Consider the following 12,868-nt stretch of genomic DNA (forward strand, 5'->3'; position numbering starts at 1 on the left):
CACAGAAAATTTCCACTAATTTGTTCATTGCCTGTTCCTCCCCAGAGCGGTTTTTGGCGTGCACCAAAACTTTGCTCTTGGAACAGGCACTTCGTCAATTCCTTATCCAGAATTCGGGTTAGCTAATATATCGGGGGTGATATTCACCACTGACGATCACCCAGATGATCCGCATACCGGTACCCCCGGTGATATCAGCCACCACAAGGTTCAGCTGAATATTCATAAATGTCAGGGCATTCTGCATATGCTGAATATAGGCAGCGGCATAATCGGAGAGTCTTTCACGGATCCGTAAGTAACTCCTTAACTCACTACTAACGCAGTGGGCCGAAAGCTGACTTTTAGCAGCCCGCAAGCATGTAGACGTTGGATCCACTGTGCATCATTCACATCAGTTTTTCGGCCGGGAACCGAGTTCATCTCACGGGCGTTTGCAAGCACGACTTCAAATCCATACGCTTCAAGAATTTCATAGATCGGCACCCAATATACGCCCGTCGATTCCATGGCGATAGTCTGAACTACTACAGATACCCTCTGTTATCATTAATTACCCCGATAACAGAGGATTAAACCCGTCCTATTTTCCAGTTAATAACACGCAAAAATATTTCCTGTCACTCGACCTGATGTCCCCTCGACTTACTTCCCTTCCGGCATCAAACCAATAAGCGTGGTCTTTTTCCGTGGCCCAGTCATCAGTGCCTCCAGTTTTTCAACACAACGCAAGTAATGGGGGGTTTTCTTATGTGCTGCCACGGCTTCTTCATCAGCATAGGCTTCATAGATATAGAAGCGAGTGGGGATATGCTCATCACGCAACACATCAAAGCGTAAATTACCGGGTTCTTTCACTGAACCAAGGTGGTTATCCCGAAAAACTTCGATAAATTCGTCTATTTTGTCGGCCTTAACATTAATTTCCACTAGCGTAACGTGCATATTATTCCCCTTTGGCTTTCTCACTCAGGAAAAGTTCATAAGCCTGAGCGGGCTTCTCATTGCGATGCACGACTGCCTGCACCGCTTTCAGCATCGCAACAGGCGCTTCCGACTGGAAAATATTGCGTCCCATATCTACACCCGATGCCCCCTGATCAATCGCCTGATAGCACATATCCAGCGCATCCAGTTCCGGTAATTTCTTACCACCTGCAATCACAATCGGCACTGGACAGCCCGCCGCCACGCGTTCAAAACCACTATCGACATAATAGGTTTTGATAATATTCGCCCCCATTTCGGCGGCAATACGCGTTGCCAGCGAGAAATAACGTTGGTCACGCGCCATATCTTTGCCGACGCCCGTCACCGCCATTGTTGGCATGCCATAACGTGTTCCCTGATCCACCAGCTTGATAATGTTCTTGATGGATTGGTGTTCATGTTCTGAACCGATATAGACCTGTGCCGCCACTGCGCAGACATTAAGGCGAAGTGCATCTTCCATCGTCACCGCAACCGTTTCATTGGACAGTTCAGTCAGAATCGAATTGGCCCCAGACGCCCGCAAAACGACAGGTTTATTCGTTGCAGGCGGAACCTGACTGCGTAGGATACCGCGGGTACACATCAACACATCGGTATGTTCAAACAAGGGGGCGATATTGATATCAATCCGCTCCAGACCTGTCGTTGGCCCCTGAAAATAGCCGTGGTCGAATGCCAGCATCACGGTTTTATTCGTAGCGGGATTGAAAATCCGCGCCAAACGGGATTGCATACCCCAGTCCAGTGCACCACAACCTTTCAGTTCAAACAGGGTATTCTTTTGCGGTGTATTAATGCCAAAATCTTTACCATCTTTGATATCGTCTAAATCTGCCATTTCTCCCTCCAGAAAGGTGTCAGAATCAGGGGCTGCCTACCAGCCCCATGAATCAGAAATCATCTTGATTAGAAATCATACTGATTGATATTGTCTTTGGTGAAAATGACCCGCTCAGGCATGACGACAATGCCGTTGCCTTTCGCTTCATAACGGTATCCCTGTACACTATTGGGCGAAATCTCAACGCTGCCAACTTCAGGAATATTCAATTTATCGCCGACATTCAGCTCGCCTTTTTGCAAGATCTCATTGGCAACATGAATGGCTATCTTGCCCTGCTTGACCACATCCCACAGAGCAAACTGTTTAACCGTACCATTTTCAACATAAGGGCGCATGACATTCGGGGTACTGAACCCAACAATCGCGACATCCTGGCGTTTCAGGTTTTCTGCGGCCTGAGCCGCCGCCGGCAGAGCGTTGGCATCTGGAGCGATAATCGCATCCAAATCCTCCCACGCTTTCAAAATGCCTTCTGCCGTTTGTAACGATTTAGTGGCATCGTTATAGCCAAATCGAGTGGTGACAATTTCCCAATTCGGGTGTTCCTGTGCAATTTTCGCCTTGGCCTCTTTCACCCATTGGTTTTGATCCGTCACTGTTGGGCTGGAATAGAAAAATGCCACTTGCGCTTTTTCTTTTTTTATCTGGTTAGCAGCCATATCCACCAGAAGCCCGCCCAACTGTTTTGGCGTTCCTTGATCGATATAGATAGAACGGCATTCTGGCGCCGTATCGGAATCCCACGTCAACACTTTGACACCACGTTTCATCGCGCGTTTCAAGGCAGGGCACAGTCCATCTGGTGATACAGCGGAAACTACAATTGCATCATAGCCTTGATTAACAAAATTATTGATAAGCTGAACCTGCCCCGCAACGCTTGGCTCTGTCGGGCCATCGTAAGTGACCTCAATACCCAGCTCCTTGCCTGCTTCCACCGCACCTTGACCGCCGCTAGTAAAGAACCCAACGCCAACCAATTTAGGGATAAATGCAATCTTTTCTGCTGCCTGAGCCAAGGAAACACACCCCAGACTTAACGCCGCAGCCAAAGCCAGCTTTTTCATTGTTGGTGCTTTCATGCCTATCTCCATTTATTTTTATTTCAAGATCATCTTTTACGTTTCAGAAATATGTTGTTGTGAAACTGAAGCCCTTCGACGTTGCCACCAATCACAGATTTGATGGCGATGTAGCAAAGCAGATCGTCCTATCACCGTCGCAATCAGCAAAACACCAGACAACGCGCTGGATATCTGGTTAGGAATTCCCACCATCTGCAATCCTTGCTGCAAATACCCCACCAGTAAAACCGCCAGTGCCGTTCCCATAATCGAACCCGATCCGCCGTAAATATTGGCTCCCCCCAGCACGACAGCAGTGATAGCCGGCATTAGGAAAGAACTCCCCAAATCCGAACGCGCCGAACCAAAATAAGAGACCAAAATAATCGCCGCCACTGCCGAAGCCAGGCCAGTTAAGGCATATAACAAGCACAAAGTTTGGTTTACGGGAATAGCACCATAGCGGGCAACACGGTTGTTTTGCCCAATAAGAAAAACATTACGGCCACGGTGGGTGCGATGCATAAAAAGCCAGAACACCAGCGTCAGAAGCATAAAAATAAGCAAAGGCACCGGTAGGTCGAGCAGTGCCAGGTTGGCAAAATCGGTAAATGTATCAGGAAAATCACCAATGCCTTCATATCCCGTCGCACCAGATAATCCCGACAGTAGTAAGGCACTACCACCAAACAGATACATTGTGCCGAGCGTAATCACCAATGGATTCACACCCGTATAGAAAATCAGGGCGGCATTAATCAGGCCACACAACCCCCCGACGAGCAAAGTTAAGGGAATGACCACAATCATTGGTAAACCCGCCTGATGCATGACACCCAATGCAATAGCACATAAGCCAATAATTGAACCAAAAGAGATATCAATACCACCACTGACGACCACCATCGTTAGCGGCAATGCGATAATACCAATGCAGATAAAATCACTGGTACTAAATAGCAGCACGTTAATATCCAACATCCTTGGATTCACCACGCCGAACAGCAAAATCTCCGCCACCAACAACACCAAAAGCGCCGTTTCCCAACCATAACGTTGCCCATAGCGTTGTACCGTATTCATTATGGCCTCCCATTTCTTGCAGTGAGTTTGTCTATAGGCTCAAGGAAATGGGCGTAGCGTTGCTGGCGTAAATTCTTACCAGCAACGCTACGTAAACGTCCATCCAGCACTAACACCGCCAACAGGACAAGACCCGCAATAAAATCATTCCACCATGCCGATAACTTAAGTAATACCAGGACACTATCGATTTGCGTCAGAAAATATGCCCCGAATATTGCCCCAATGACGGTTCCCACTCCCCCCAGCAAACTGATGCCACCCAGTACACAGGCAGCGATGGCTTTCATTTCCAATCCATTCCCCGTTTGGTTCGGAATAAAGCCAATTTGTGCCACAAACACAATACCTGCCAATGCGGCCATCACACCATTTACGGTAAATGCTGTGATACGAATACCATTGACGGGAGCACCAAGCTGGCGGGCGCCTTGCAGGTTGTCGCCCGTCGCGTAAAACCCTCGGCCAAACCCAGTTTTCTTTAGCATCCACGCGGTCGATAAAATTAATAACATCAACAACCAACCAATTGGTGAAATACCCAATAGCATTGGTCTGGCGAGATCTTTAACCCCAGCAGGCAAACCTTCAATCCATTTACCGCCAGTCAACAACAGCATTAATCCACGGTATAAACCGAGCGTGCCCAACGTGGCAACAATGGCTGGAATTTTCAACCACGCCACCAATACACCGTTGATTAACCCTGCCATCATTCCAACCAGCAACGTCATTAAGCAGGCAATTGCCAACGGAAACCCCGCATTGAGCGACATTCCCAACACCACTGCACATAATCCGGTCGTTGAACCAACAGACACATCAATATTACGAGTCAACATGACCAACGTAGCCCCTATCGCTAATAGAATAAGGATTTGGGCATTACCGAAGATCATAGTGACAGTTTGGACGCTGAAAGCATGGCGATCGAGGCTTCCCAACAAAGCAAACAGCCCCAAAATGGCAATTAATGCTGTAGCCTCTCGGTTATTCTGGATGAATTTCAATATGACGTTCCCCCTGTGCTTTTTTGTTATCCCCTGCTTTTTCGTTAAAAAGAAGTTCGCCAAAAGAAAGGTGCATAATCTCGTCCACATTCATGTGGTCTTTATCAAGTTGCCCACAAAGTTTGCCGTGATGCATGACCAACACGCGATCGGCCAACTGGACAATTTCATCAATATCAGAAGAAATCAGGAGGATCGCCACCTGCTGGCTGGCGATATCACGAATAAGCTGATAAATATCATTACGCGCCCCCACATCAACACCGCGTGTTGGCTCATCAATGATCAGCACCGTGGGCTTAGCTTCCAGACACTTAGCAATCAAAATCTTTTGCTGATTACCGCCAGATAGCGTACGTGCAGATTGATTGATATTGTGGAACCGAATATTGAGCGCTTGGCGATATCGTTCCAATACGCCAGCATCGTGGGTGGAATGTGTCCAGAAAGTGCTTCGGCTGTGTGTCAGGGAACGAACATTCCAACTCAAAAAGGCGTCAAGAAACAACCCTGAAGCCTGTCGATCTTCTGGCAAATAGACCAACCCACGCTGCAACCGCTCTGCTGTATCGAGTTTATTGATGACGTGTTGTTGATACCGAATTTCACCACTGACAATTGGGCGCAGTCCATAGAGTGTCTCAGCCAGTTCTGTACGACCTGCTCCCACTACCCCAGACAAACCAACAATTTCTCCCGCCCGTAGCATCAAGGAAATATCACGAAACCCTTCCCCACACAGAGAAGCCACTTCCAAAACAGGTATCTTTGACGCACTATTCGATCCATTACTGCTGGCTTTCTGGCTCAGTTTTTGATGATCAGACGATGCGGTTGATTTTGCTGTAGGTATAATCGCCTGGATAATCTCTTCCGTCGTAAAATGTTCAATCTTTCCGCTAAGGGCGATCCCCCCATCTCGCATCACGCTGACATAATCCGCAATCTCACGAATTTCAGGCAACTTGTGGGAAATGAAGACAACCCCTACCTGTTGCTGTTGTAACTCCCGTATTCGTGCAAATAAACGTTCAGTTTCGGCGGGCGTTAGCGAGGCGGTCGGTTCATCCAGAATCAAAATATGGGAATTTCGCATCAGACCGCGCATAATCTCCACCAACTGCTGATCCGCTACATTTAAACTGCCCGCGGGTGCCTTCAAATCAATTTGGCAATCAAGCTGAATCAGTAACTCATGCATTCGACTCATACTGGCTTGGTGCTTTGGTAAACGAAACAGGATATTTTCCTGCACAGAAAGGTTGGGAAATAACAGAGGTTCTTGTGGAACCAGGTAAATGCCCAGTTGATGGGCTTTTGCAGGTGTCAGATGGCTGACCTTTGCCCCATCCACAATCAAAGTTCCGGCATCGGGTTGTTCAATACCCGCAATAATTTTCATCAACGTTGACTTACCGGCACCATTTCCCCCCAGTAACGCATGCACCTGCCCTGACATCAGCATAAAATCAATCTGCTTCAACACCATTAAACCTGAAAACTGCTTACGGATCCCACAGGCAACCAGAAGTGGGACACTGTTAGTAGGGTTCAGGCAAAACGGATGATTGGTATTAGTGACAGTATTGCTCTGTGACATCACGTACCTCATGGCATTTTAGGTTTGCGTTTCTGACACCGATGCGAAATTGAAATTTTATTTATATTAAAAACATTTGTTCAAGACTCTAATGCAAAACTTAAGATTTTTTCAATAATTAGATCACATTTTGTGAAAAAATTAGATCCAAATTAAAATATGTTCAAATTTTGCGATAAGCCTCTAGTACATTAGAGATTTTTATGCTTATTCTTTCCTCGTGGATAAAGAAATTATTATGTCGGCCAAATTAAGCAAGCAACAATCAGCATCAGAGAGAAGCGTATTATCCGAGGAAATTGACTATTCCAGTCACAACCATCCAGGAAACAGCATGAGTGAAGAAGAACTAATGGCCAGAGTTGCCTGGTTTTACTATCACGATGGCCTGACGCAAGGGGACATCGGTGAATTACTCGGCCTCAGTCGCCTCAAGGTCTCCCGTCTGTTGGAGAAAGGGCGGCAATCTGGTGTGATCCGCGTTCAGATCAATTCACGCTATGAAGGGTGTTTGGCGTTGGAAGATACTTTGCAAAAACGCTTTAATCTCAAACAGGTTCGCGTACTACCTACCCTTGACGGCATGAATCTGAATGCCCGTCTCGGTATCGCAGCCGCTCACCTGTTGATGGCACTGATTGAACCTCACCAGTTATTAGCGATTGGATTTGGTGAAACGCCCATGTGTACTTTGCAGTATCTCAGTGGTTTTATCTCATCCCAACAAATTCGGTTGGTGACACTGTCGGGAGGTGTTGGTCCTTATATGACCGGCATCGGCCAGCTTGATGCGAACTGCCCTGTCAGCATCATTCCTGCACCACTGCGCGCTTCTACCCATCAAGTCGCGGCGACATTTCGCGAAGAACGCAGTGTACGGGACGTGATTTTGGCAGCTTGTGCAGCCGATACCGCCATTGTCGGGATTGGTGCCATCAAACAAAGACAAAACGCCACGATCATGCGTTCCGGCTATATCAGCGATGGTGAACAATTGATGTTTGCCCGCAAAGGTGCCGTCGGAGACATTCTGGGTTACTTCTTCAATATGGAAGGGGAACTGGTTAGCAATATTGATATCCATCAGGAACTGATCGGTATCTCCTTGCCAGAAATGAAAACCATCCCGAACGTGATTGGTGTAGCGGGTGGCATCGAAAAAGCAGATGCTATTGTTGCCGCATTAAAAGGCGGCTATATCCATTCACTGGTGACAGAAGAACAGACCGCGAAAGCTATGCTGATTTGATCGACCCATAATCTCTATCCATCCCTGTGCCATATCGAATAAAAGAAGATAACAACAGACGAGGATAGCATCATGAATCAACGCGCTCATGCTCACCCATCAAGAAAGTATTTGATGGCACTTGATGCAGGAACGGGCAGTATCCGTGCAGTTATATTTGATCTCGAAGGGAATCAGGTTTCCGTTGGACAAGCTGAATGGATACATCACCCTGTACCCAATGTTGCGGGTTCAATGGAGTTTGATCTAAAAAATAACTGGCAACTGGCTTGCCAATGCATTCGGCAGGCACTGCAAAAGGCGGATCTGCCTGCCAAGGCGATTCAGAGCATTGCCGCTTGTTCAATGCGGGAAGGTATTGTCCTCTATAATCGCGACGGTGATCCTATCTGGGCATGTGCCAACGTAGATGCCCGCGCCAGTCATGAAGTCAGTGAGTTAAAAGAGCTTTACAATCATCGCTTTGAATATGACGTCTACCGCTATTCCGGCCAAACATTGGCATTGGGGGCAATGCCGCGTTTGCTTTGGCTGGCGCATCACCGACCTGATATCTATCGACAAGCCAGTACCTTAACCATGATCAGCGATTGGCTGGCTTATCGGCTAAGTGGAGAACTGGCCGTTGACCCCTCTAACGCGGGCACAACCGGCATGCTGGATTTGGTCAGCCGAGACTGGCGTCCAAGTCTGTTGGAGATGGCGGGATTGCGTTCTGATATCCTCTCTCCCGTCAAAGAAACGGGAACCCTGCTTGGCTATATTACCGAAAAAGCAGCGGCAGAGTGCGGCCTGGCTAGCGGCACGCCCGTGATTATGGGCGGCGGAGACGTTCAACTCGGCTGTCTTGGCATTGGTGTCGTTAAACCCGCCCAAACCGCGGTCCTTGGCGGAACATTCTGGCAGCAAGTCGTCAACCTGCCTGAACCCATCACCGATCCAAACATGAACATCCGTATCAACCCGCATGTTATCCCCGGCATGGCACAAGCCGAATCCATCAGTTTCTTCACCGGCCTGACCATGCGCTGGTTCCGCGATGCTTTTTGTGCAGAAGAAAAACTGCTAGCGGAGCGACTCGGTGTTGATACCTATAATCTACTGGAAGATATGGCGGCAAGGGTTCCTGCCGGTGCCTATGGGGTTATGCCGATTTTCTCCGATGTCATGCGCTTTAAATCGTGGTATCACGCGGCCCCCTCTTTCCTCAATCTCTCGCTTGATCCAGAAAAATGCAACAAAGCAACCCTCTTCCGGGCGCTGGAAGAGAACGCAGCTATCGTTTCGGCATGTAATCTCGATATGGTTTCGGCTTTCTCTGGCGTCCAACCCGACTCGCTGGTTTTCGCCGGCGGCGGCTCAAAAGGCAAACTCTGGAGCCAAATTCTGTCTGACGTTACCGGGCTGCCTGTTAGAGTGCCTGTAGTAAAAGAAGCAACAGCATTGGGTTGCGCTATTGCGGCGGGAGTGGGTGTTGGATTATATGACTCCCTGCCCGCAACAGGAGAAAGATTGGTACGTTGGGAGCGAGAATATCAACCGAATTTAAGCCATCGTGAAATTTACCAGAAGGCGAAGAAAGATTGGCAGGCGGTATATGCAGACCAACTCCATCTGGTGGATGACGGATTGACAACGTCATTATGGAAGGCACCAGGGCTGTGATTTTAATTTGGCCTCTTTAGCATTAGAGGCCAACTTAGCGAAGCGTTCTTGCAAGGAATTTAAAAGTGCTGGGTTAATTTGAGCTAGCAATGGTTATCTGTACCAGAGATGCACTGACAAAGCGCACTGGCTATATAAGCCATCTATATAGCCAGTCTAGATTCTTTCCAGAAGGAATATATAAGACGAGGTTTGCTAATTCCTCATCTCATCGTCACAAACTCTTCCGCCGCCGTCGGATGGATGGCAACTGTATTATCAAAATCCTGCTTCGTTGCCCCCATTTTCAGGGCAACCGCAAAACCTTGCAGGATCTCATCCATCCCAAAGCCGATACCGTGGATGCCAACTATTTTCTCATCAGCGCCTGCACAAACCAGCTTCATACGGCATGGCTGGCGATGTTGCGTCACGGCAGTATACATTGCGGTAAATGACGATGTATAAACCTTGACCTGATCTTCACCATACTGGGCTTTTGCCTGTGGCTCCGTTAAACCGACAGTGCCAATGGGTGGATGGCTGAATACCACGGTTGGGATATTCGTGTAATCCAGATGCTCGTCAGGTTTATTATTAAACAAACGCTCTGACAAACGACGCCCAGCCGCAATCGCAACGGGCGTCAATTCCACTGCTCCCGTGTTATCGCCAACAGCGTAAATACCACCAACATGGGTATTCTGGTATTTATCGACCTGGATATAGCCCTTCTCATTTAGCTCAACACCGGTTACAGCCAAATTCAGATTATCCGTCATCGGTTCACGCCCAATCGCCCAGATCAGCGTATCAACCACTTGCTCGCGACCATCTTGCAATTTAACCGTCAGGCTACCGTCACTATTTTTCATCACAGACTGCAATATTGCTTCCGTATGCAGTATCGGCCCTTCATTTTTGATGACTTCCAACAGTGTTTCCACAATCATAGGGTCGAAAGTGCGCAGAGGTGCATGTTTACGGACAAACAGGTGCGTTTCGCTACCCAGCGCATGCAAAACACCCGCGATTTCAACAGCAATATAGCCAGCCCCTACCACAGCAACACGCTTCGGCATTTCATTCAATTCGAAGAAACCATCTGAATCAATGCCATATTCAGCGCCAGGAATATCTGGACGTACAGGACGACCGCCTGTAGCAATCAAAATATGGTCGGCCGTGATTTTTTCGCCATTAACCTCAATCGTATGCGCATCAACAAAACGGGCGAATCCTTGAATGACATCCACCTTATTGTTGCCCAATCCACGCTCATATGACTGATGGATACGATCAATATAAGCGGTACGACTGGCAATGAGTTTTTTCCAGTCAAAATGATTGACGGTGGTATCAAAACCATAATCAGGGCCATATTGATGAATAGATTCCGCAATTTGCGCAGCGTGCCACATCACTTTCTTTGGTACACAGCCCACATTAACACATGTTCCACCTAATGCTTTTGCTTCAATCAGGGCACATTTTTGCCCATACATGGCCGCACGGTTAATGGAAGCAATGCCGCCACTGCCGCCACCAATTGCAATATAATCGTAATGTTTACTCATCTTAGGTCACTTCCGTCTCATCAATTAAGTTACTGCTAAGGTTCAACCTGACGCCTATTATTACAAAAGTCACCACTGACAGTGGACAATTCTCACTCTTATTGCCATAGGCCACGGCTATCGGGAAATAATGCACTCAGGCCAACGAATTGCATAACAATCCATTTCAAGCTGAACCCTTACCTTATTCGGGGACAATCCACTCTACTGATGTATGCCCTATACCTTCTGGAACCAGTATCTGATGCAGCCACGGCAATACCGCTTTCATCTGCTGCTCTAATTGCCACGGTGGGTTAATGACAATCATGCCTGATGCTGTCATACCTCGCTGATCACTGTCAGGACGCACGCCAAGTTCAATTTGTAAAATCTTGCGAATACCTGTTGCCTGAAGCTCTTTCACCATGCGTTTAATTTGCTGGCGCAGAACAACGGGATACCAGAGTGCATAAGTCCCGGTAGAAAAACGCTTATACCCTTCCTGAATACCCTGAACGACATTCCGATAATCCGATTTCAATTCATAAGACGGGTCGATCAGCACAAATCCGCGGCGGCTTTTTGGCGGCAATTTTGATTTCAACTGCTGGAAACCATCTTCCCGCAGGACACGGGCGCGCATATCACGGGAGAATTCCGTACGTAACAAAGGAAAATCACTCGAATGCAGTTCAGTCAGATTAAGCTCATCATGCTCCCGCAATAAGTGACGAGCAATCAGCGGAGAACCTGGATAATAGCGCAAAGTACCCTGTTGATTCAGCGCCTTCACAGCACCCACATACGCGGTGAGTTCTTCGGGGATATCATCACGCTGCCAAATACGGGCAATCCCTTCCAGATACTCTCCCGTACGTTCGGCATGTTCCCCACTCAAATGATAACGGCCTGCGCCAGAGTGAGTATCCAGATACAGGAAAGGTTTTTCTTTTACTTTAAGCGATTCAATGATCAGGCTTTGCACTGTGTGCTTTAACACATCAGCATGGTTGCCGGCATGGAAGCTGTGGCGATAACTTAACATTCGATTTAACCCTAGGAGCGGAATATTGATAACTTGCCTGATGCCCTACCAGACAACGAAAGGGGCATTATAGCCTCATTCGCAACAAAAAAGATAAATGCCTCTTTCTGCTCTCTATTCGTTGTGAATTCAGGGGCGTTTTCAGGATCAAAGCGAGATCAGCGTATAAAATTTCAGATAGGTAACCTAAAAACTTTAGGGATAATTCATGATGTCGAAAACAGTGATCTTTTCTGTATTGATCGTTTTCAGTGTGAGTTCAGCCTATGCAACCCAAAGTAAAACGGGATGTGAGATTAAGCAAAAGACGTTGGAAAAACAGCTCCAGTATGCCCAGGCAGATAACGATGAACGTTTGATAAAAGGATTAACTCGTTCTTTAGAATATACAAAAACCACATGCGCTCTGGAAAAACGTCTGCAAGATCAAAACAATAAATCAGAAACCGTGAAAGATAATATAAAAAATAATGTAAAGGGAAATTTAGCCGATAAAAACGGTTCCCCATCATTGCAGCCACCTAAAAGTAAAAAAATAGACATAAGAAAAAACCATAAGAAAAAATAGATAAAAAATGCAGGCCACGAAAAAACAACGGCCTGCATCCAACCCTGTATTTATTTTATCTATACCCGTCGTCTTTCAAGTTGCCGCTTTGTTGGCTGCGCTCATTCACCCCAGTCACAGAGTTATCTATGCTCCTGGGGGTTCATTCCCTTGCCGCCGCGCCGCATCTTGAAATCCATAGGGTATATACTCAACAGCTTTCAACTTGG

General features: G+C 47.3%; 12 protein-coding genes. 3 read left to right on the forward strand and 9 right to left on the reverse strand.

Annotated features, from left to right (window positions below; genetic code table 11):
- Nucleotides 1-306: 306 nt before the first annotated feature.
- The 7 genes from Xkoz_RS22990 to lsrA all read right to left on the reverse strand — a co-directional run bounded on the left by Xkoz_RS22990 (nt 307) and on the right by lsrA (nt 6,594).
- Complete coding sequence (locus Xkoz_RS22990) at nt 307-510, reverse strand: IS110 family transposase (protein ID WP_244183447.1); 204 nt, start codon at nt 508-510, stop codon at nt 307-309.
- Between the two features lie 135 nt (nt 511-645).
- Complete coding sequence (gene lsrG / locus Xkoz_RS10715) at nt 646-945, reverse strand: (4S)-4-hydroxy-5-phosphonooxypentane-2,3-dione isomerase (protein ID WP_099142154.1); 300 nt, start codon at nt 943-945, stop codon at nt 646-648.
- Between the two features lies 1 nt (nt 946).
- The gene (gene lsrF / locus Xkoz_RS10720) at nt 947-1,831 is read right to left on the reverse strand and encodes a 3-hydroxy-5-phosphonooxypentane-2,4-dione thiolase (RefSeq protein ID WP_099142155.1); all 885 of its coding nucleotides are present in this window, start codon (nt 1,829-1,831) and stop codon (nt 947-949) included.
- Nucleotides 1,832-1,899: 68 nt separating this feature from the next.
- On the reverse strand, nt 1,900-2,919 hold the full coding sequence (lsrB, locus tag Xkoz_RS10725) for an autoinducer 2 ABC transporter substrate-binding protein LsrB (RefSeq protein WP_099142156.1): 1,020 nt from the start codon (nt 2,917-2,919) through the stop codon (nt 1,900-1,902).
- A gap of 36 nt (nt 2,920-2,955) precedes the next feature.
- Nucleotides 2,956-3,984, reverse strand: coding sequence for an autoinducer 2 ABC transporter permease LsrD (gene lsrD, locus Xkoz_RS10730; protein ID WP_099142157.1), 1,029 nt, complete (start codon nt 3,982-3,984; stop codon nt 2,956-2,958).
- Nucleotides 3,984-4,997 (reverse strand): autoinducer 2 ABC transporter permease LsrC, encoded by a 1,014-nt coding sequence (lsrC, locus tag Xkoz_RS10735; protein ID WP_099142243.1) that lies wholly within the window; start codon nt 4,995-4,997, stop codon nt 3,984-3,986. Before lsrC ends, lsrD begins: the two co-directional genes overlap by 1 nt.
- Entirely contained in the window at nt 4,975-6,594 is a 1,620-nt protein-coding gene (lsrA, locus tag Xkoz_RS10740; RefSeq protein WP_099142158.1) for an autoinducer 2 ABC transporter ATP-binding protein LsrA, read from the reverse strand. The genes lsrC and lsrA overlap by 23 nt, the downstream gene beginning before the upstream one ends.
- 238 nt (nt 6,595-6,832) lie before the next feature.
- Here lsrA and lsrR point away from each other — a divergent pair, with 238 nt between their 5' ends.
- Nucleotides 6,833-7,843 (forward strand): transcriptional regulator LsrR, encoded by a 1,011-nt coding sequence (lsrR, locus tag Xkoz_RS10745; protein WP_422646052.1) that lies wholly within the window; start codon nt 6,833-6,835, stop codon nt 7,841-7,843.
- A gap of 72 nt (nt 7,844-7,915) precedes the next feature.
- On the forward strand, nt 7,916-9,508 hold the full coding sequence (gene lsrK, locus Xkoz_RS10750; RefSeq protein ID WP_167386579.1) for an autoinducer-2 kinase: 1,593 nt from the start codon (nt 7,916-7,918) through the stop codon (nt 9,506-9,508).
- 203 nt (nt 9,509-9,711) lie between these two features.
- Here lsrK and gorA read toward each other — a convergent pair whose 3' ends face one another.
- Together gorA and Xkoz_RS10760 are read right to left on the reverse strand one after the other, a co-directional pair.
- Nucleotides 9,712-11,064 carry a glutathione-disulfide reductase gene (gorA, locus tag Xkoz_RS10755; RefSeq protein ID WP_099142159.1) on the reverse strand — a complete coding sequence of 451 codons (1,353 nt, stop codon included), beginning with the start codon at nt 11,062-11,064 and terminating at the stop codon, nt 9,712-9,714.
- A gap of 184 nt (nt 11,065-11,248) precedes the next feature.
- Entirely contained in the window at nt 11,249-12,091 is an 843-nt protein-coding gene (locus Xkoz_RS10760; protein ID WP_099142160.1) for a 23S rRNA (adenine(2030)-N(6))-methyltransferase RlmJ, read from the reverse strand.
- Nucleotides 12,092-12,302: 211 nt separating this feature from the next.
- On the opposite strand from Xkoz_RS10760, the gene Xkoz_RS10765 reads away from it, so the two are divergent.
- The gene (locus Xkoz_RS10765; protein ID WP_244183449.1) at nt 12,303-12,659 is read left to right on the forward strand and encodes a DUF1090 family protein; all 357 of its coding nucleotides are present in this window, start codon (nt 12,303-12,305) and stop codon (nt 12,657-12,659) included.
- Nucleotides 12,660-12,868: the final 209 nt, after the last annotated feature.

This window comes from Xenorhabdus kozodoii, from assembly GCF_002632875.1.
GTDB lineage: Bacteria > Pseudomonadota > Gammaproteobacteria > Enterobacterales > Enterobacteriaceae > Xenorhabdus > Xenorhabdus kozodoii.